The following is a 20,325-nucleotide window of genomic DNA, read 5'->3' as shown; positions in this document are numbered from 1 at the left end:
AGCATTTTGTATATTATTTGCAATAATATTTAATTAATGCAAATAATTGCAATTTACGGACGATATTGAAGGTCGAACGAGATACTCGAAAAACCGCTTCCATGCGAAAGTCAGTCACTTTTCGACTTCTGGTAGCGCTGTTTTTCTGAGGTTTTTACCGACGTCGATGAGCAACGATGAAGATATCTACGGCTGCTGAACTGGATCTTTAGTCTGTTCGTGTTTCAGTTCGCAAGAAGCGCCTCTGCGGCGGCTGAATCTGTTCCAAGCACACTGATCAATCCGCCGCGGATAGCCGCCATGATTGCGCGGGTTTTATCATTTCCGATCGCGACACCGAATTTAACTGGGACCGCTGCAAGCTGCTTGAGCGATATCGAAATTGTTCGTGAATCGATATCAGTTGGCGTCACTTCTCCGTTTATGTCGAAAAAACGGGCGCAGATCGTTCCCACTGCATTGTTCTCGACGATATCTTCCAAGAGCTCGCTCGAAAAATGACCGTGCTGAAAAGTAGATGACCCGGGGGTCGTCGATCCAATCCCAATCAGAGCAATGGTTGTTTTTTCGACCAACGAAAAGACTTCCCTATGAGCCTTGGTGCTTCTGAATGCGGCTGCAATCTCACTACTTTCGACAACGGCCGGGACCGGCAAGACCCAGGCGTCACCCCCAATTCTTGACGCGAAGCTTCGACATATTTGGCCAGTTTGCCCAGGTTCCTCGGGTCTGCCCACGCCACCAATCAATGTCACGACGTTGATGTCTGAGGCCCGCGATCTTCGCATATTATCTGCGACTGCTGCCACAGTCTCTCCATTTGAGACTCCAACGATGGCTCCGTCTTTGAGAAACTCACCCAACGCAATTCCAGAGGTTTTGCCGAGCAAAGCCAAAGTATCGTTCTTGTTTTTTTGGCTCGAAACTACGATCGCTGAATCCAAATTGAACTTTCGGGCCAGCTGTCGCTCAAGTTCAAAATTTCTTGAAGCCTGGGCAGCTACTCGAATTTCAACAATCCCGAGCTCCATGGCCTGCTTAAGGTGGCGACTAATAGTAGCGACTGATACACCCATTTCGGATGCAATCTCGCTCTGCGATAAGCCATCCTCATACCGTAGTCTGGCAATTTGCAGCATTGTCTGTTCGCCGCGGTGGGGCCTTGACATCTAATCACTTGCCTTTGTTTTGCGCCGCTATCTGGCGGAACTTTCATACAAGAAAATAGTGTAAAAAATTTCGTTAAGCGAGGGTTATTGTTAGATATTTGCGTAATTGTCAGCGAGGTCAGTCCGATCTGATCGAAACCGGACAGTCAGGCACGCCCATTTCCAAAATCCACTCGGAGAGCCCTATACAAGTTTCGGAAGTCCTTAAGTCGCCCCTCGTACTTCTTTTGCAAGTTAGGGTTGGGTTCAAACGTTCTAAGGACTGGCAAACGCGTTATGATGGACTCCGCTGTTCCGTGATTAACCGATATACGTCCCAATCGCGCTGCACCAAGGGCGGGTCCAAGTTCCGCGCCAGAGTGTTTTACGATCGTAATATTCAGAACTGACGCAATCAAATCGGCTAAAAAGGGTGACTTAGACCCGCCGCCAATCAGCACCAATTCTTTGGGTTGCTCAGCGCCCTGGGCAAGTGCCTCAAGGCCATCCGCCAACGAAAACGCTAAGCTTTCGATGAATGCGAGCGCGATATCTTCTGTTGTACTCGAATGCGTCAGACCAATGACCGCCCCTTTTATTTTGCTGTCATTGTGTGGTGTCCGCTCACCTGAAAAATATGGAAGGGCGAGAAGCTCACCTGGCCCATCGAAACGACTTTCAACCGAGGAAATCATCGAGCTGACGTCGACAATTCCGGTCCATCTTGAGAGAGCGTCCAGAACACTCGTCCCATTGAGTAACGCCGCCATGTGAAACCAGGTGTTGGGAAGCGCATGACAGAAGGTATGGACGAGTTTTTCAGTATGCGGCCGGAAGCTAGAGGAGGGCACTACCACCTGCGCTGATGTTCCCAATGAAACAAGTCCGTGCCTGCTATCGATGATCCCCATTCCAATGCACCCGGCGGCCACGTCTCCTGCACCAGCGGCAATGACCACTCCTCCGGGCAGACCCCACCTTTTGGCCAATTCAGAATCCAATATACCAGTTGGTTGAGCAGACTCGTGAATTTCCGGCAGAATCAAATTCTCGGCTTGGCAAACTTGAATTGCTTGATGAGACCATGTTCTGCGCTTTTGATCCAACAGCCATGAACCTGCGGCGTCCGATACATCGGTTGATCGGCTCCCGCACAATTTAAACCGCACATAGTCCTTAGGGAAAAGTAGGTAACACGCTCGCGCCAAAGACTCGGGATCGTTCCGAGAAAGCCAAAGCAACTTGGGACCCGTGAATCCGGGCATAGCTTTTACGCCAACAATGTCGTCAAGCTCCGGGTGAGTTTCGTTTAGTTCAGCGGCCTCTGCCGCGGCCCGACTATCATTCCACAGCATTGCGGGTCGAACGGGCGCATTATTTCTGTCCAGCAATACGACACCGTGCATCTGGCCTGCCAATCCAATGCTCGCAACTTGTGCCATTTGATCGCGATGACTAAAGGCGAGTTCGTCCAGTCCGGCAGCAACGCACCGAAACCAGTCTTCAGGAACCTGCTCCGCCCACCCCGGCATCGGCCGATTGGTGGCGAAAGCGTGCTCTGTCGATGCAACAATATCCTGAAAATGATCGACCAAAGCGATTTTGACAGCGGAAGTTCCAAGATCGATACCGATGTACATGCTTTAACTCCGACTTTCGGAAAGACAGATCCGTACCAGGCTGGATTGCCCCAATTTTCCTAAGCCAATTCTCGTAAAACACACACAACCATGTCTGGAGTGACAGGCATCGGCTCATTATGGATACTATCACCGTCTCTGCATGCTCTCAACGCGACCTGATGGAGTTGATCATGAGGTGCACCCGGAATTCCGATCTGGCGCAGAGTTGCAGGCAGCCCGATTTTTTCCATCAATGACTTGCATCTATTATACGCTCGACCTTCCACTTCCTGAAACAGCAGTTCGCCCAAAATACCAATTGCGACCTTTTCGCCGTGCAAACTTGAGTGAGTTTCCTCAAGTTCACACAGGCCGTCCTGAATCCCATGCGCAGCCGCTACGCCGCAAGACTCAAACCCCAAACCGCTCAGTAAGATATTCGCCTCGACAACCCTCTCCGTCGCAACCCCGCACGCGCCCTCACGGCATTCTGCAATCGCGCGCTCTCCGAACTCCAACAAAGTGTCTTCGCATAATCGCGCGATTTCAAAAGCCAGTTCTAGCCCCTGAAAACCAAAGGTTTTATCTGCTCCGGAAGCTCTACAGGCATTGGCTTCTATGCAGGTTGCCAGGCCATCACCGATGCCCGCGGCCATGAACCGTGCCGGTGCGGCAGAAATAATGTTGGTGTCCGCAACAACCACATCTGGATTCCGCGCCAGGTTCATAGCTCGGTCGAGCGACCCGTCTTCATTATATATGATTGCCAGTGCACTACAGGGTGCATCCGATGCAGCAATGGTCGGTACAACCATGCAAGGTAAATTCAAACTGTTGGCTACGGCCTTGGACGTATCCAGTGCTTTGCCACCTCCCAGTCCAATAATGCAGTCACTGCGATATTTGCTAGCTTGCCGTTCGAGTGAGGCGATTTCCGCCATCGTACAATTACCACCATGGGTAACAGTTGAGAGCTCGGAATCGTTCCCAAATGCAGATTGGAGTTTTGGCCGCAAAGCTTCGGCGATCCCTCGATCCAAAATGCAAAATGCCCGTAAACCAAAGCTTTTGGCTTCCGCACCCAGTAAGCGAATTGCACCTGGCCCCTGTATATACTTTCCTGGAAATCTCACAGCGCGCAGTGGTACGTGGCCAACGGCTGTTTCACCAACAGACATAGCCGCCATCCACACTGACGATAGAGCCCGTCATCAGACTGGCGGCATCGCTAGACAGAAACGCCACTACCGAAGCGACTTCGTCGGGGTTTCCCATTCTGTTCATCGGCGTGCCGTCGAGCCATGCTCCGTACATTTCCGCGTCGTTCTTGACTAAAGAATTTAATTCGGTGTCGATGTAGGTGGGTGCCACCGCATTTACTCTGACGCCGCGCGGTGCCCACTCAGCTGCAAGAGACCTCGTTAGGTGATGAACTGCAGCCTTGGACGCGTTGTAGTGCGCCTGGCCTTGGGGTTTGTTTACGATAAACCCGGACATCGAGCCGATATTCACGATTGATCCGCTCCCAGCCTTCAGCATTGAAGCGCCAAATGTTCGGCACATCCAATATGTCCCGTTAAGGTTGACGTCTAAAACTTTCAGCCAGCGCTCATCGGACATCTCTTCTGCATCAATGTTGCTGAGTGCAATTCCGGCGCAATTAACGAGGATTCCTACGGTACCATGGTCGGCTAAAACACTATCATGCGCTGACTGAACCGCAGCCGAATCCGTTATTTCCAGGGTCAAACCGACCGCTGAGTGCCCGTCTTTCGTTAATTTTTGAACAAGATCATCCACGCGTTCTTCGTCTAGGTCCGATACGATAACTTTGGCGCCGAATTGGCAAAGCGCCTCAACGATAGAGGCACCAATGCCACCGGTTGCGCCGGTGATGAACGCGGTCTTGCCTGTTAGGTCCAGCTTCTTGTGGTAGTTCACGGTTCGATCCTGTGACAGTTCAATATATGAAAATGGAGACGGAGCGGGAGGAGCTCCGCCTCCAATCACCCTAGAACACCGATTCAGGGTTGTAATATTCATCTATGTTTTCGCTGCTGATAACTGCAGGCTCGGTAACATAGTGTTTCGGAAAATCAGCAGGCAACTCTCCCCGTGAGTGCTCCAGTCCGAATTTCACGGCCAGCCGCGCAAGCACGTCCGGATCGTTCAAGCCGGTTGCGCCATACTCACCAGCTACGATCAGCTCATATGCCTCCCGCTGACCATCTGCGGCCGCCAGAAGCAAGATATCATCACGACCCGCAGCTTTTACTGCGATGTGTGCGCCGAGAACCATGCTGTCGTTTTCACCATAAACGACGTTTATCTCAGGATGAGCCGTTAGAAGATCCTCCATCGCGGTCAAGCCACCTTCTTGAGACCAGCCGCCCCAGCCCTGAGCGACGATGTTAACTGTTGCTTTGCCGTAGTTGACCAATTGGCCTTCTACGAGACCCCAGATCACGCCCATGCGACGGTCTTCGCCGCCCGTATTACCCTTATTCCCGGAGAGAACAGCGATGTTTGCCGGTTCACCACCAAGCTCTTTTGCCAGCCAGTGGCCAACAAGCTTTCCGTTTCCAACGTTTGGAGAATTAATCAGTGTAACGTAATTCGCGTCCATGCTCAGACTGGTGTCCAGAGCAATAACAGTGACGCCTGCCGCGACAGCGTTGTTAACCGCCGGCACGATGCCTTCCACATCTGTCGCGTTAACAATCAGGACATCCACGCCTTGTGCCACATAATCTTCGATGTCCGAGATTTGCTTGAGCATATCGCGCTGTGCGTCCGAAGTAATGACTTTGCAGCCAAGTTTCCCGGCCTCATCAATTACTGCTGCATCCATTGCCGCAAAATAAGGAGCGTTTAGTGTCGGCATCGTTAGCGCCACCGTACAATCCTGAGCACTCGCAACTGAAGCGAAAGCAACACTGGATGTCAGCGCAGCTAAAACTCTGGGTAAGTTCTTCATCTCTTGATCCTTTCAAAGGTGTGTTTTTCGACTTGGGGTCCTATCGCAGAAAATCCTCGCATCGATGAACTGCAGGGCAATTGCATCGACGCCAAAAGAGACAGATCCGTTTTGAAGCCATCCTCCCGCCAACGAATATGTGTCAGCACCCCTCCTTGCGACCAACGACCGCATAGAATCGGCTCGTCCTGTGTCAGTCCTTAAAAGATATAGTTGTTGTCATTTTTTTGCAATAATCTTTTTTAAATGCAAGAACTTGCAATATTGAATTGCTTTAAACTGGAGCAGAAAAGGAGCGGCCAGCGGCAGCTGGCTGTTCCTTATTGATCTGTATGCCACCAGCGGTGCATCACAGTCAGTTCTTGACTCTTGTGACTTCAAAATGGAGCAGCATTGCCACCGCGATGATAATGCCCATCCAGACCTGTTGGTGGTATCCAGGAGGCATCGTCAACTTGCGGGGCTTGTTCTGAAATCGTACCGACCGATATGACAAAGGCCAAACATTCCGGCGCCCTCAAAGGCCACCGTTTCCCGCCTGAGATCATTGCATATGCGGTCTGGTCTTATTTTCGGTTTCCCTTGAGCCTACGCGATGTCGAGGATCTACTTGCGGCGCGCGGCATCATCGTGAGCTATGAGACGATCCGGAAGTGGGTTGGCAAATTTGGTAAAAAGTGTGCCGCTTCCATCCGGCGGGACCGGCCTGCGCCGTCTGATAAATGGCACCTTGATGAAGTGGTCATTCCTATCCGCTGGCGCAAATTCCGGCTTTGGCGCGCGATCGACAGCAATAGCTCCTCTCATCGCTGCAAGCAGCGACTGCCGGGCAACGAACGTTCTCGATATTCTGGTTCAATCGCGCAGGAATACCAAAGCGGCAAAGCGTCTAATGCGTAAATTGGTCAAACACTATGGAGAGCCTCGCGTTCTCATCACTGATAAATTGGGTAGCTATGGTTCCGCGAAACGTAATCTGATCGCGGGTGTCGAACACCGCCGGCACAAAGGCTTGAACAACATAGCCGAGGTTTCACAAAGACAAACCAGGAGGCGCGAAAAGATATTCGGGCGCTTCAAATCACCAAGGCAAGCTCAAATGTTTCTAGCAGCCCACGATCAAATATCTTGTCTCTTTCGTCCACGCCGCCACATCCTTTCCGCCATTTCATACCGACATGCTAGATCAGATGCACACAGTCTTTGGAGCGAATATTCCGCCGAATTGATCGCTTAGATTTTGGGAACTTAGCGCCTCGTTCAAATTGCTCAAATTAACATGACAGTACCCACACGCGACAATTTCAAGGCCAACCGAGCCGCTGCTCTCTCCGAGTGGCGCCAAATCCGTTCGGCATAAGTTCCGGCATTCGGTGGCGAACTGAGACCAGTTCTCATCCGTCTGACAGCACCAGCAGAACAGTTTTGCCTTGCGCCTGTGATCTTCCCCTCAAGAATCTAAAGACCAAATCGCCCGGCTAGACTGGCACGTTGATCTTCATTCGACGCATGGCGGTACGCATATCAAAAAAACTTGAATGATCGTTTGTGATGGTTTATGAACGATCTTGGTCGTTGGTGACGATAATTGGCTTTTTAAAGCCCTTGCAACGACTTCACGGGGGGGTGGATATGTCGGAACAATTTGACCTTGCTGCCGTACGGCGTCGAAAAATCGCAGAACTTGTTCGCTCTAACGGCTCGATGAGCAGTCGAGATCTGAGTGATCTGTTCAGCGTTTCCGAGGCGACTATTCGGCGTGATTTAAAAGCCCTTGATGAACAAGGCTCTGTTGTGCGTACCCATGGGGGTGTGCTGACAAATTCCAGCGTCATGGTCGACCTTTCGAACGAAGAGCGAAAGTCGGTTGGTGCCGAGGAAAAGCGACGTATTGGACAGGCTTCTATCGAGTTACTGGCGGGCGACGAAGTGGTTTTTCTTGATGCAGGAACGACCGCGCACGCCATTGCGGCAGTTGCCCACAAAAAACCAAGCTGCACCTATGTCACGACGTCGCTTGGGGTCGCGAACCTTTTGCAGGCCCAGCGAATTGCGCAATTCTATACGATTGGCGGCTCATACCAGCCTGTGAACGATTCATTTACGGGCACTTTGGCTATTTCAGCGCTGCGGTCGCTCTCATTTGACATCGCCTTCTTGTGTTGCTCGGCGATTGACGTCGACAGGCGCTCAATCAGTGTCGCCAGCGAAGCCTATGCGCAGATGCAAAAAGAAGTGATTTCCAACACGCGCCGCCGCTATGTCGTGGCCGACACAAGCAAGTTTAAGCCAAACGCCTTTATGCAAACTGCCCGGTTCGACCAGATTTCTGGCATCGTTACAAACCAGGAGGTCGACGATGAAATCCTCGCACAACTTGAAGACGCCAATCTAGAGCTGGTGCTGGTATGAAAAGCACTGGCGCGTCACTGAGTGTTAAGGGGCTAAAGAAAAGTTGGGGGCCCACAGAGGTTCTGACTGGCATTGATTTTGATATTGAGCCCGGTGGTTTCCTGACACTCCTGGGACCATCAGGGTGCGGAAAAAGTACAGCACTTCGGCTGGTGTCAGGCTTGGACGAAGTCAGCGGTGGAAGCATCCTGATCGACGGCAAAGACGTCACCAAAGTGCCTGCCGACCAGCGCAATATAGGCATGGTCTTTCAGAACTATGCTCTATTTCCCCACATGACGGTCGCAGAAAATATCGCCTACGGCCTGAAAGTTCGAAAGGTTGCGAAACCGGTACGGGAAGCCTCTCTTGAACGCGTAGCAGAGTTGATGTCACTTGGGCCGCTTTTGGATCGAAAGCCCGCGCAGCTATCCGGTGGGCAACAACAGCGCGTCGCGCTTGCGCGCGTTCTTGTGTCAGAGCGCCCATTGGTTTTAATGGACGAACCGTTGTCCAATCTTGATGCAAAGCTGCGCACTGAAATTCGCAGCGAAATCAGGGCCCTGAACAAATCTCTTGGGATTACCGTCGTTTATGTAACTCACGACCAAAGTGAGGCCCTGTCGATGTCCGACACTGTCGTATTGATGAACGCAGGCCGGGTCGAACAGGTGGGCACTCCGAAAGAGCTTTATGATGTGCCCGCCACTGTATTTTCAGCAGGTTTCATCGGCACGCCGCCAATGAACCTGTTACCGGTCGCAGACGTCAGTCTTCCAGATGGAGTGGCCGCGTCATATGGCAATGACCCAGCCGATCTTTTGATTGGCGTACGTCCGGAAAGCATGCAGTTCCCTGCTGGTGGCGCGGACTATTCCGCCTCGTGCCGGATCACCAGCATAGAATATGAGGGCAGCGTCTCGTTGCTGCATCTGACGTCGAAATCTGGTGCGAGCTTCATCCTATCTCACTCCGGCGATACCCTGCCATCTCTGGAAGAAGAGATCACCGTCGGCTGGACGCAAAGTGCGACGCATCTATTTTCGAAACGTACAGGCAAGCGAGTTTTAACATCATCATAATCGACTGGGGATTCAACCGCCGGCATTTCACGAAATAAAAGGAGGAGAAGACATGACTAAATTGAAATCCTACGCGACGCTGCTGGGCGCAACGGCGTTGACGTTGACCGGTGCGGCTTCAGTGTCTGCAGCCGATCTGGAGTTCTACTTTCCGGTGGGTGTGAACGCTCCGGCAGTGGAAACGATCCAAGCCCTAACAGACGAATGGGCGGCGGCTAATCCGCAGCACACTGTGAAAGCGGTCTATGCGGGCAACTACGAAGAAACGACAACCAAGGCGCTGACCGCAGCCAACGCAGGCCAACCGCCGCAGGTGGCCGTTCTTCTGTCGATCGACCTTTTCACGTTGATCGAAGAAGACGTGATCCTACCAATTTCGGACATCGCGAATTCGGAAGAAGACAAGGAATGGATTTCTGGTTTCTATCCCGCATTCATGTCGGACGCTCAGTTTGAAGGCAAAACCTACGCCATCCCGTTTCAGCGCTCGACGCCGGTTTACTACTATAACAAAGACGCATTCCGCGAAGCTGGACTTGATCCTGAAGCACCACCAAAGACCTGGGACGAGATGATCGAGGTTGGTAAGGCGCTCACGGTGAAGGACGACAACGGAAACGTGACCCGCTGGGGCACACGCATCCCGACGCTTGGTCTCGGAGGAGCGTGGCTTTTCGGTGGTCTGGTCGTCTCTAAAGGCGATGTACTGACCACAGAAACCGGTATTGAGGCGCGGATGGACACGCCCGCGACTTTGGCATCGTTGGAGTTTCTTCTGAGGCTGGCTGAAGAAGAAGTCATGGCGCCGGGTGGAATCACTTGGGGTGATACGCCAAAGGCATTTCTTGAAGGTCAAACCGCTTCGATGTGGACCTCGACAGGCAACCTTGCCTTCATCGAGGAGAACGCGGAATTCGACTGGGGCGTTGGCTTCCTTCCGGGTGGTGATGGGCCGGGTGCACCAATCGGTGGCGGCAACTTCTACGTGTTCCAGGACACGACAGAAGAAGAGCGTGAAGCCGCGCTGGACTTTATCAAGTTCATGACATCTCCCGAAAGTGCGGCCAAATGGAGCATTGCGACTGGCTATGTCGCTCCGCGTCCTGATACATGGGAAACGCCAGAGATGAAGGCCTATGCCGAACGCCTGCCACAGGCTTTGGTAGCACTGGACCAGCTTGCTTATGCTGAACGTGAATTCGCGACGTTCCAGCGCGCCAAGGTCACACAGTATCTGGTTGATGCGATCGAAAGCGTCGTGACCGGAAACGCCGAGCCAGCAGAGGCGTTGGCCAAAGCCCAAGAGGGCGCGGACAAGATTCTGAGTGAATATAAGTAAGGCGATACCAAAAATCCGCTCTGCGCAGAAACCGTGTTTGCGCAGGGCTCACCTGCCTTTTCGAACGCACTCGCAGCAAGGTGACACGCAATGAACAACCGATTGTCAATTCGACTGGCAGTGATCATGTTGGTCATTCCGTGTTCGCTGCTGGTCGCGTTCACCCATTATCCTGCCATTCAGGCACTGATAAATTCCTTTTGGAACAATAGCAGTTCGCGTCGCCCTTCGCGTTTTTCAGGGATCGAAAACTATCAGGCGTTAATGGAAGACGACCGCCTGGCACAAATTCTGATCAACAGCACGATCTACGCGCTTGGCACCATCCCGCTGGCGATCGGTCTTTCGATTGGCATGGCGCTTTTGGTGAATTCAAGGCTTCCGGGAACAACCTTGATGCGGCTTTCGTTCTTCATGCCGACGATGCTGCCGATGATTGCGGTCGCCAATATCTGGCTGTTTTTTTACGCGCCCGGCATCGGCCTTGCCTCTCAGATCCTCGAAGTGTTTGGGATGCCATCGATCAACTTCCTTGGCCGTACAGACACAGCGCTGGCGTCCATGATGTTTGTCGCCGTGTGGAAAGAAGCCGGGCTGTTCATGATATTCTATCTGGCCGCTTTGCAGTCTGTGCCAACAAACCTGAAGGACGCAGCCAAGCTTGAGGGCGCAAGCGCATTGAGGGTTTTCTGGGATGTCGTGATGCCGCTTTTGCGGCCAACAACAATTTTTGTAGCGGTCAATGCGCTGATCAATGCGTTTCGGCTTGTGGACCACGTCATCGTTATGACCGAAGGCGGGCCGAACAACTCCAGCGCGCTCTTACTCTACTATATTTACGAAGTGACGTTCCGTCAAAGAGACTTCGCCTATGGTGCAACCCTGACCGTGTTGATGGTCTGCCTGCTTGGGCTGCTGGCCATCGTGCAATACTGGGTTTTAAACAGAAAAGCGCACTACCAATGAACCGCGGCTTGAACAGAATTCTGTTATCGACAATGGGCGTCGTGTTCGCGGCTCTTTGGGCGCTACCGTTCATTTATTCCGTCTGGACTGCGTTCCACGACGAAAAATATTCAGCCAACTTCCAGTTAGGCGCGCCATGGACATTTGAAAACTTCATCGAGGCTTGGCAGTCCGCACCCTTTTCGCTCTACTTTGCAAATACGATGATCCTGATCACCATTGTTCTGGTCGCAAACCTGATATTGTGTACGCTGGTTGCTTATGCCTTTGTGCGCTACAAATTCCGCTGGGCGGGCTTTCTGTTTGCGCTGATCATGGTGCAACTTTTGATCTCGCCGGAGATTTTGATCGTCGAGAATTATTTGACGCTTTCACGCGTTGGGTTGACAGACACGATAATCGGGATCGCCCTGCCTTATCTAACTTCGGCGTTCGGCATTTTCCTGCTGCGCCAGACTTTCCTAACAGTGCCGAAGTCGCTGGATGAAGCGGCCCAAATCGAGGGCGCGGGTGCATGGCGCGTTTTGTGGAATGTCTATGTGCCGTTGGCGTGGCCTGTTTATCTGGCCTATTCGCTGGTTTCGATCAGCTTTCATTGGAACAACTTCCTGTGGCCTTTGATCGTGACCAACTCACCAGAGGTGCGCCCGTTGACCGTTGGCCTAAGTGTTTTTGCCACTGTAGATAGCGGTGTCGAATGGTCTCTGGTGAATGCAGCAACGCTGATGACCACCGCGCCTCTCATCATTGCCTTTATTATTTTCCAACGCCAGTTCGTCGCCAATTTTATGCGCGCTGGCATCAAATAACGATGCGTCCAATGCCAGAAAACACAGTGGAACCCCTAAATTGCTAATTGCGCACACATCCGATTTTCATGTCTTCGCGGACGCGCCGGAAACTTCGCTGGTACGTCCCGATATTGTCCAGGCCACACGCAAGGTTATCGCCGATATTGCCAATTTCTCACCCTGCATTGATGCGGTGATGATCACGGGCGATCTGGCGGACGGCGGCTCGGCGGAAGACTATGCCCTTGTGAAGGATATTTTGTCGCCCATCAAAGTTCCGATTTTCGCGGTTCCGGGAAACCACGATGCGCGTCAGGGCTTCAGAGCTGCCTTTGAAGATTCGCTTCCTTTCGGGCCAGGGTCAAAACTGGATTACGAAGCGTCCTGCGGTGATCTGCGGATTATTGCGCTTGATACGCTGATCGAAGGTCAGGTCACCGGCGGCCTTGATGACAGCCAAATCGATTGGCTTGCTGAACGGCTGGCTAATCCGACAGAGCGACTGACACTGATCCTGATGCACCACCCCGCGTTTCCGTCAACGATCACAAAGCTTGATCAAATGGCGTTGAAAGACGGGCATTCGAAATTTGAAAAGCTTATTGCCCAATACTCCGGTCCGGTCAGGATCTTGTCGGGCCATATTCACCGACCGTTCCAGACGCTCTGGAACGGCATCTGGTGTGCGGTCAGCGGCGGGCCTTCCTTCCAACACGCGTTGAAATTGGCCCATAACGCACCGGAGCCATCAGATGTGGACGAGCCATTTGCATATTTCATTCATCGGATAGAGGAGGCCGCTGCCATGACCGTTCATACCCGGTATGTCGCGCTTTGACCCCGCCACTTGAGAAATCCAGCGTCGCTGCTGTTGAACAACTTGCGCGCGATGCCGGGGCCGTCGCCCTGCGCCACTTCGAGGCACTAAGCACCGTGCCGGTGGAGTCAAAAGGACACCTTGATCTGGTGACCGCCGCCGATCAGGACGTCGAACGCTTTTTAACCGAAGGGCTTGCCAAGGCGTTTCCTGAAGATGGCATTTTCGGCGAAGAAGGGGCCGCGCACCAAGGCACAAGCGGTCGCACGTGGGTCGTTGATCCGATTGACGGCACGTTCAATTTTGTCCGCGGTGGCGATCAATGGGCAATTTCAATTGGACTCTATGAGGCTGGGCAGCCAACCTTCGGCGTCATCTTCGCGCCCCTGAGGTCGCAGATACTTGTGGGTGGCATAGGACTGGCGAGCACCCTGAATGGAGAAAGGCTGGCGCAGCGCAGCGGCCTTGATAGTTCCCGCGCCTCTTGTGGCGTCGGGTTTCACCCGGTCATCCCGGTTGAGCTGCGACTTGAGACTTTGCGTTTCGTCTTGGAAGATGCCGGCATGTCGTTTCGCTGCTGTGGTTCGGCGACGCTGTCGCTTATCGAGGTGGCCCTTGGCCAGGTCGATGGGTATCTTGGCATCGGTGAATCGTCTTGGGATCTCATGGCTGCACTGCCCATATTGGACCAAATCGGCATTCGCAGCACCGTAGACTGGAAGAATACGGATCTGTCGTCGAAATTGCGCTTTGCTTGCGGCACGCCAGAGTTTCTTCAGGCCGTCGCGCCTATCGTCGACTTTGGTGCCACGCTAGAGCTTTAGGTCTAACCGCGAACTTGTCGCCAACAACATCAGTGCGCGGACGAATTGACTGCAAGGCATGTGCCGGCGGTACTGTCATGTTAATTTGAGCAGTTTGAACGAGGCGCTAAGTTCCCAAAATCTAAGCGATCAATCAGGCAAAATATTCGCTCCAAAGGGCATCGTCAACTCGTGGAGCCTGTTTTGAAATCGTACAGACCGACATGACAAAAGCCAAACATTCCGGTGCCCTCAAAGGCCACCGTTTCCCGCCTGAGGTCATTGCATATGCGGTCTGGTCCTATTTTCGGTTTCCCTTGAGCCTACGTGATGTCGAGGATCTACTTGCGGCGCGCGGCATCATCGTGAGCTATGAGACGATCCGGAAGTGGGTTGGCAAATTTGGTAAAAAGTGTGCCGCTTCCATCCGGCGGGATCGGCCTGCGCCGTCTGATAAATGGCACCTTGATGAAGTGGTCATTCCTATCCGCTGGCGCAAATTCCGGCTTTGGCGCGCGATCGACAGCAATAGTTCCTATTCATCGCTGCAAGCAGCGACTGCCGGGCAACGGTCGTTCTCGATATTCTGGTTCAATCTCGGCGCAACACTCGCGCAGCGAAACGCTTTTTTGCGCAAGCTATTCAAGCAATACGGGCGGCCGCGCGGGCACTGTCAGAGGAAGCTTGGTTGAAGTGTGTAAGTGGCACATCTAGCGTCGCCGGATGACAAAACGCGACCCATTCAAGTACTTCAAAACGTCTCCCGACATCATCCTCCTGGCGGTGATTCTTTACGTTCGGTACCCCCCTGTCACTCCGGAATGTGGAGGATCTGCTGCACGAACGCGGGATCGATATCAGCCATGAAACGGTCCGTTTCTGGTGGAACCGGTTTGGGCCATTGTTCGCCGTGGAGATCCGAAGGAAGCGGGTTCAGCAACTTCGCACACATTCGAATTGGCAATGACATCTGGACGAGGTTTTCGTGAAGATCAACGGAGAAACGCACTACTTGTGGCGGGCTGTAGATCACGAAGGTGAAATTCTGGAAAGCTATGTCAGCAAGCGCCGCGACCGCAAGGCGGCGTTGAAATTCCTCAGGAAAACAATGAAGCGCTTTGGGCCACCACATGTCATCGTGACTGATCTACTGCGGTCTTACGGCGCCGCGATGAAGGTCATCGGCAACGCAGATCGCCAAGAAACCGGACGCTGGCTGAATAACCGGGCTGAGAATTCTCATCTTCCGTTTCGCCGACGAGAACGAGCAATGTCGCGCCTCAGAAAGATGCAAACCCCACAGAAATTCGTCGCCGTTCATTCGTAAGCTCACAACCATTTCAACCAGGAACGTCACCTTCACTCACGCTGCAATTTCAAGCTCAACCGCGCCGCCGCTCTCGCTGAGCGGCGTCAGTTGGGCGCGACCTGAATTAAACCCGACTGGAAAACTGAGACGAGTTCGCATTCGTCTGACAGCACCAACGCAAGTCAATAAACTTGCGCAGGTTGTCTGCGGTCCAGGGCCTCCTTGTTTTTGGGGTCGTGGATTGCCGATTTGTGTAAACCAGTCAAAAGTTGGGTTGCGAATAATAGATGTTCACTTTACGTTCTCAATTGTTGAATTCATTATTCTGAACGGGCTCGTCATGGCAGACCAGATCGTCATCACCGAGAAAACCAGCCAGGCGAAGGACGTTCGCGCCGCCATTGGGTCTCGCTACGGCATGGTTCTTCCCGCCGAGGGGCATTTGTTCGACTTGCTCGAACCAGAGGATGTGGCGCCAGAGTGGAAGCGCTGGTCCCCGGTCCTGCTGCGCCCTCAGGAACTCTATGGCACACAGCCGGCAAAAGGCGGCAACAAAGCGGCCAAACTCAAAGCCATTCGCGAGGCACTACGCTCGGCCAAGCGGGTCTGGCTCGCCACCGATTGCGATCGTGAGGGGCAACTCATCGGCCAAGAGATTCTTGAGCATTACAATTATCGAGGCCAGGTCATGCGTGTGCTGTTTACAGCCCAGGACGCTCAGACCATTCGCCAGTCATTCGATCGTGCCGAACCTAATTCAGAATACGCCCGGCTTTACGCAGCTGCGGTCGCACGTCGCCAGGCCGATCAGATTTACAATTTGTCACTGACCCGCACTGCGACCGTCATCCTTGGCAAGGGCGCCCGGGGCGTCATCGGGGTTGGGCGTGTGAAAACCCCGACGCTGGCGATCGTCTGCAAGCGCGAACTGGAAGTTCGCGATTTCATTCCCGTCACCTATTTCGAGATTGTCGCCACGGCCATGGTCGAGGGCGGTGAATTCAAGATGCGACATGCACCACGGGAACGCATTCTTGAACGCGAGGTTGCCGAGACCGTGGTCGTGGCGGCCCGTAAATTCGAGGGACCGCTCGGCGTGCGTGTCGAGGACAAGCGCCAACAACCGCCGAAACTGCACGATCTGCCGTCACTCCAGAAACTCTGTGCCTCGCGCTTCGGCTGGGCCGCGGCAAAGACTCTCGAGATCGCTCAGGAACTCTATGACGGCCAGGGCAAGAAGATCATTACCTATCCTCGTGCGGAAGTGCGCTACCTTCCCGAGAGCTTGATCGGGGACGTGCCGCGGATCGTCGCCGGGCTGCAAGCGGGGCAATCGTTCAGCGCGATCCCCGTGCCAGCGCAGCCGATCATCCGCAAGGGTAAGAGCGGCACTTTCCACGACAAGGGATTGGAGGGGGCCAGCCACCACGCGGTCATCCCTAACGTCAACACCATCGAGGGCTTGCGCGAAGTCTGGCCGCGCCTTTCGGGCGACGAAAAAAAACTGTTTGACGTGATCGCGCGGGTGTACCTGGCCGCCATCATGCCGAATTTCCGCTATTGTCAGACAACTGCAACGCTCGATGTGGTCGGCTTTCCTTTCAAGGCGACCGGCCGCCAACCCATTGATCTCGGTTGGCGCGCGGCATTCCCGGAATGGAAACCGGCCGACGAAAGGGGCGATGACGCGCAGTTGCTTCCTCAGATGCGAAACGGCGAGACCACGCGATTGCGGAATGCGGCCGTCGAGGACAAGGAAACCCGACCACCGCCGCGCTATAATGAAGGCACTCTGATCGAAGCGATGCAGCAGGCCTGGCGCTTTGTCGATGACGAGGTTTTGCGCGACAGGCTGAAGGAAGCCAAGGGCATCGGTACGCCGGCGACCCGCGCCGAGGTCATCGGTGGGTTGAAACGGCAGGATTTTCTGATGCTCCAGGGCAAGAACATCGTACCCACCACAACCGGGTTGAAGTTGTTTGGCGTTCTCCAAGAGGCCGACCCGGCCTTGGTCGACCCTGGCGTGACGGCGCAACTCGAGTGTCTGCTCGACGATGTCGTCGTTGGCAAGCAGGAGATGATTGGTGCCATCGATGCCGTTTGTGACGTCGCCCAGCGAATTATCGGCAAGCTCGTGGAAGGCCCGCCGGGCGGTGTCTCGTCTTTGCTCGGCTTTGCATCCGACGGCGCGGGCGGTGGACGGCCACCAACACCCGCAATGAAGCGTTTCGCCGACAGCATAGCTCGCCAGAAGGGCATCAAGCCTCCAGCCGGTTACACAAAATCGGGATCTGTCTGCCGCGGGTTCCTCGAGAAACACGCCCCCAAGAAAGCTGAGGGCGTTGATGGGAAAACGATGGGAGGTGCTGGAGTAAGACCGGTAAGTCCAGCACAATTAAAATTCGCCGAGAGTATCTCGCGAGAAAAAGGTGTTGCGATACCCGACGAGGCCAAGACAAGCTCTTCCGCTATGTCCGTCTGGATTGACAAGAACCAAAGCGCAAAGCCTGGCAATGACCGCCGCAAAAGCGGCGAGAAGAATACTAAACCAACAGCGACAAAATCCGCTAAGTCAACGAAGCGGGCGGAAAGACCCAAGACAACCGCCGCTTTGGTGGATGCGAGGAGTCCGTCGGCTTCCGAGCAGCGGGATGCCGCAGCAAACACGCCACTGCGAATTCCTTATGGCAACAAGGATATCGCGCAAAAGCTCGGCGCCAGATACACTGCTGGCGGATGGTATGCGCCGCCCGGTGTTGATCTGACCGTGTTCAAATCCAAGGGATGGCTGTGAAGATGATGTTGAGCGCTGCCTCGCTATTGCGCCGCGAAGGCTCGGACCGCAGATCGGGGGAACTGTTCGCTGTCGCGGCCTACAATCTGGTCCGGCTGCCGAAACTGATGGCGGGCGCGAGGCTTTTCAAAGCCGCACTATAGCTGCCGAGCTTGTCCGTGATCACAACGCGCGGCCGCCTGTATTGCTTGAATAGCTTGCGCAAAAAAGCGTTTCGCTGCGCGAGTGTTGCGCCGAGATTGAACCAGAATATCGAAAACGTCCGTTGCCCGACAGTCGCTGCTTGCAGCGAAGAGGGGCCATTGCTGTCGATCGCGCGCCAAAGCCGAAATTTGCGCCCGCGGATAGGAATGACCACGTCATCAAGGTGCCATTTTTCAGACGACGCAGGCCGGTCCCGCCGGATGGAAGCGGCATACTTTGTACCCAAATTTGCGAACCCACTTCCGGATCGTCTCATAGCTCACGATGATGCCGCGCGCCGTAAGTAAATCCTCGACATCGCGTAGTCTCAAGGGAAACCGAAAATAGGACCAGACCACATATGCAATGATCTCAGGCGGGAAACGGTGGCCTTTGAAGGCGCCGGAATGTTTGGCTTTTGTCATGTCGGTCGGTACGATTTCAGAACAAGCCCCGCAAGTTGACGATGCCGTCTGAGCCAGTCGAACGCGACTGTCGCGTCTCTACCTGATGAGAAAAGAGGTCGCCTTGTGCCAACACTGATCAAGCCTTGGGTAACTGCAGCCTTGCCTGAGCGCCGACCCGTCCGATGCATTCAATCTGGTTCTGCTCGCAGATCTATCCGATCTCGTCGCAGGGCCGCGGATTACAATCACGATCTTTCAGACCACCGCAGATCATAACCGTTGACGGCACCGCAAAAACAGGACTATCGCCGACCACGCCGCGGCGCACCATAGGTCGAATTCAGGAGGCACCTCCAGTCTCGATCTTGAGCTGATGGCCACAATGCTTGCAGTGTACCGCGTCAGTTTCGTGCCGGTTGAGGCCGCACTCCGAACATTTGTAACGCAGCTTGTTGGGCCGGAAAACGGTCTGAGCCAGACGCAAGAACAATGCGACACCAGCGACCATGATGACCACTGCCAAGAGCCGTCCTATGGGGCCGGTCAGGACGATATCGCCAAAGCCGGTGGTCGTCAGAGCGGACACGGTGAAGTAGAGCGCATCTACATAGCCCACGATGTCTGGGTTATGATCAGCCCTCAGCACAAAAACGAGGGTACTCATGAAGAAGATGAAGACGCCAAGATTGACTGAACTTACGATGACATCCTCATTGCGGCGGAAGAACGGCGTGTCGCGGCGCAGGTCGCGCAGAACGTGGTAAGAATGTAGCAGGCGCAAGGTCCGCAAGACTCTTAGGAACCCAAAACTCTGCGATACTAGCGGTGCCAGCAAGAGCGACAATATGACCACGACGTCCGTCACAGTGTAGATTTGGCGAAGCATCAGCGCTCGATTGGGGGCAATCCACAGGCGTGAGAGAAAGTCGGCCAAGATTAGTGCCCCGATAACGAAATCAGCGGCAAGGATCGCAGCCGTCGGGTCACGAGGGACAGTGGCGATAAAGAACACGATTGTGGAGACATCAAAGCCGATCAGGAGGTAGCGAAACATCGCTGCCTTTTTACTTGCGCCAGTATATAACAGGTCAATCGACTTCTTAAGGTTTTCCATTGCATTGCCCCCAAATCCTGCGCTCCGAACCGGTGCTTCCCATCGCGCAATGGGAGGCGCAGCCGCACGGCGGGCTCAAATCGCGCTTACCCGCGACGTTGTTACACGGACCTGCGCTCCGCTGATATCGACGCGGCCTGTTTCCTTGAGGGTGCTATAGATGCCGCACAAATTCAACGCCGATCGCCGTGACAAGATCCTGACGCAGAGGCATCCGGTGACCAACTGGGCCGAGTACGATGAAAGCCTGCGGCAACGCGGTGATCTGACGGTCTGGATCAGCGATGACGCGCTCGCTTTGTGGGCGGCACCACCGCGAATGACGCCTGGTGGTCAGGCTGTCTAATCGGATTTGGCGATCAAGCTTTGCCTGACGCTGGGCATGGTGTTCAAGCAGCCACTGCGGCGGCATTGACACGTTAAATCGACGATCTCGCGCGAACAGGTTAGCGCAGTTGAATGAGCAAGATTTCCTATTCCCGCCACCGGTTCCCAGCAGCAGTGATCCATCGTGCTGTTTGGCTCTACTTTCGCTTTCCGTTGAGCTTTCTGCACGTGGAGGAAATGTTTACAGAGCGTGGG

17 protein-coding genes and 5 pseudogenes are annotated in these 20,325 nt (G+C 54.0%); 14 read left to right on the top strand and 8 right to left on the bottom strand.

The window, feature by feature from the left end; all coding sequences use genetic code 11:
- Window positions 1-224 precede the first annotated feature (224 nt).
- The 5 genes from AC221Y_RS05525 to AC221Y_RS05505 form a co-directional block, all read right to left on the bottom strand.
- Window positions 225-1,139, bottom strand: a complete 915-nt coding sequence (locus AC221Y_RS05525) for a sugar-binding transcriptional regulator (protein WP_299752831.1) — start codon at window positions 1,137-1,139, stop codon at window positions 225-227.
- A 176-nt stretch (window positions 1,140-1,315) separates the two neighbouring features.
- Window positions 1,316-2,788, bottom strand: a complete 1,473-nt coding sequence (gene xylB, locus AC221Y_RS05520) for a xylulokinase (protein WP_486706918.1) — start codon at window positions 2,786-2,788, stop codon at window positions 1,316-1,318.
- 59 nt (window positions 2,789-2,847) lie between these two features.
- Window positions 2,848-3,948 carry a glycerol dehydrogenase gene (locus tag AC221Y_RS05515; protein WP_486706917.1) on the bottom strand — a complete coding sequence of 367 codons (1,101 nt, stop codon included), beginning with the start codon at window positions 3,946-3,948 and terminating at the stop codon, window positions 2,848-2,850.
- Window positions 3,935-4,711, bottom strand: a complete 777-nt coding sequence (locus AC221Y_RS05510; RefSeq protein ID WP_299752840.1) for an SDR family NAD(P)-dependent oxidoreductase — start codon at window positions 4,709-4,711, stop codon at window positions 3,935-3,937. Before AC221Y_RS05510 ends, AC221Y_RS05515 begins: the two co-directional genes overlap by 14 nt.
- Before the next feature lie 70 nt (window positions 4,712-4,781).
- On the bottom strand, window positions 4,782-5,747 hold the full coding sequence (locus AC221Y_RS05505; RefSeq protein WP_299752843.1) for a substrate-binding domain-containing protein: 966 nt from the start codon (window positions 5,745-5,747) through the stop codon (window positions 4,782-4,784).
- A gap of 489 nt (window positions 5,748-6,236) precedes the next feature.
- On the opposite strand from AC221Y_RS05505, the pseudogene AC221Y_RS05500 reads away from it, so the two are divergent.
- The 12 genes and pseudogenes from AC221Y_RS05500 (at window position 6,237) to AC221Y_RS05445 (ending at window position 18,182) form a co-directional block, all read left to right on the top strand.
- A pseudogene (locus tag AC221Y_RS05500) lies at window positions 6,237-6,984 on the top strand (IS6 family transposase).
- Between the two features lie 395 nt (window positions 6,985-7,379).
- On the top strand, window positions 7,380-8,159 hold the full coding sequence (locus AC221Y_RS05495) for a DeoR/GlpR family DNA-binding transcription regulator (protein WP_299752846.1): 780 nt from the start codon (window positions 7,380-7,382) through the stop codon (window positions 8,157-8,159).
- Window positions 8,156-9,220, top strand: coding sequence for an ABC transporter ATP-binding protein (locus AC221Y_RS05490; protein WP_486706916.1), 1,065 nt, complete (start codon window positions 8,156-8,158; stop codon window positions 9,218-9,220). The genes AC221Y_RS05495 and AC221Y_RS05490 overlap by 4 nt, the downstream gene beginning before the upstream one ends.
- Window positions 9,221-9,272: 52 nt before the next feature.
- Entirely contained in the window at window positions 9,273-10,559 is a 1,287-nt protein-coding gene (locus tag AC221Y_RS05485) for an ABC transporter substrate-binding protein (protein ID WP_299752799.1), read from the top strand.
- A gap of 90 nt (window positions 10,560-10,649) precedes the next feature.
- Window positions 10,650-11,525, top strand: a complete 876-nt coding sequence (locus AC221Y_RS05480) for a carbohydrate ABC transporter permease (protein WP_299752802.1) — start codon at window positions 10,650-10,652, stop codon at window positions 11,523-11,525.
- Window positions 11,522-12,334 carry a carbohydrate ABC transporter permease gene (locus AC221Y_RS05475; protein WP_093975926.1) on the top strand — a complete coding sequence of 271 codons (813 nt, stop codon included), beginning with the start codon at window positions 11,522-11,524 and terminating at the stop codon, window positions 12,332-12,334. Before AC221Y_RS05480 ends, AC221Y_RS05475 begins: the two co-directional genes overlap by 4 nt.
- A gap of 40 nt (window positions 12,335-12,374) precedes the next feature.
- The gene (locus AC221Y_RS05470) at window positions 12,375-13,154 is read left to right on the top strand and encodes a metallophosphoesterase (RefSeq protein ID WP_299752810.1); all 780 of its coding nucleotides are present in this window, start codon (window positions 12,375-12,377) and stop codon (window positions 13,152-13,154) included.
- Window positions 13,151-13,957 carry an inositol monophosphatase family protein gene (locus AC221Y_RS05465; protein WP_299752813.1) on the top strand — a complete coding sequence of 269 codons (807 nt, stop codon included), beginning with the start codon at window positions 13,151-13,153 and terminating at the stop codon, window positions 13,955-13,957. The genes AC221Y_RS05470 and AC221Y_RS05465 overlap by 4 nt, the downstream gene beginning before the upstream one ends.
- Window positions 13,958-14,160: 203 nt before the next feature.
- A pseudogene (locus tag AC221Y_RS05460) lies at window positions 14,161-14,601 on the top strand (IS6 family transposase); the annotation flags it as partial.
- A 58-nt stretch (window positions 14,602-14,659) separates the two neighbouring features.
- A pseudogene (locus AC221Y_RS05455) lies at window positions 14,660-15,368 on the top strand (IS6 family transposase).
- 217 nt (window positions 15,369-15,585) lie between these two features.
- On the top strand, window positions 15,586-18,039 hold the full coding sequence (locus tag AC221Y_RS05450) for a type IA DNA topoisomerase (protein ID WP_299752816.1): 2,454 nt from the start codon (window positions 15,586-15,588) through the stop codon (window positions 18,037-18,039).
- Window positions 18,036-18,182: a hypothetical protein gene (locus AC221Y_RS05445; protein WP_299752822.1), complete on the top strand. Its 147-nt coding sequence runs from the start codon at window positions 18,036-18,038 to the stop codon at window positions 18,180-18,182. Before AC221Y_RS05450 ends, AC221Y_RS05445 begins: the two co-directional genes overlap by 4 nt.
- On the opposite strand, the gene AC221Y_RS05440 is transcribed toward AC221Y_RS05445, so the two are convergent.
- The 3 genes from AC221Y_RS05440 to AC221Y_RS05430 form a co-directional block, all read right to left on the bottom strand.
- Window positions 18,119-18,499 (bottom strand): DDE-type integrase/transposase/recombinase, encoded by a 381-nt coding sequence (locus AC221Y_RS05440; protein ID WP_366141693.1) that lies wholly within the window; start codon window positions 18,497-18,499, stop codon window positions 18,119-18,121. The two genes, AC221Y_RS05445 and AC221Y_RS05440, sit on opposite strands and share 64 nt — an antisense overlap.
- The gene (locus AC221Y_RS05435; protein ID WP_486706923.1) at window positions 18,417-18,647 is read right to left on the bottom strand and encodes a hypothetical protein; all 231 of its coding nucleotides are present in this window, start codon (window positions 18,645-18,647) and stop codon (window positions 18,417-18,419) included. Before AC221Y_RS05435 ends, AC221Y_RS05440 begins: the two co-directional genes overlap by 83 nt.
- A gap of 322 nt (window positions 18,648-18,969) precedes the next feature.
- Window positions 18,970-19,743 (bottom strand): ion channel, encoded by a 774-nt coding sequence (locus AC221Y_RS05430; protein WP_299752819.1) that lies wholly within the window; start codon window positions 19,741-19,743, stop codon window positions 18,970-18,972.
- A gap of 160 nt (window positions 19,744-19,903) precedes the next feature.
- Between AC221Y_RS05430 and AC221Y_RS05425 the strand changes: the two are divergent.
- Both AC221Y_RS05425 and AC221Y_RS05420 read left to right on the top strand, forming a co-directional pair.
- Window positions 19,904-20,152, top strand: a pseudogene (locus AC221Y_RS05425) (transposase); the annotation flags it as partial.
- Between the two features lie 50 nt (window positions 20,153-20,202).
- Window positions 20,203-20,325: pseudogene (locus AC221Y_RS05420) on the top strand (IS6 family transposase); the annotation flags it as partial.

Source organism: Boseongicola sp., from assembly GCF_057460485.1.
The sequence above is the reverse complement of the archived record's forward strand: the minus strand, read 5'-3'. Positions and strand labels throughout refer to the sequence as shown.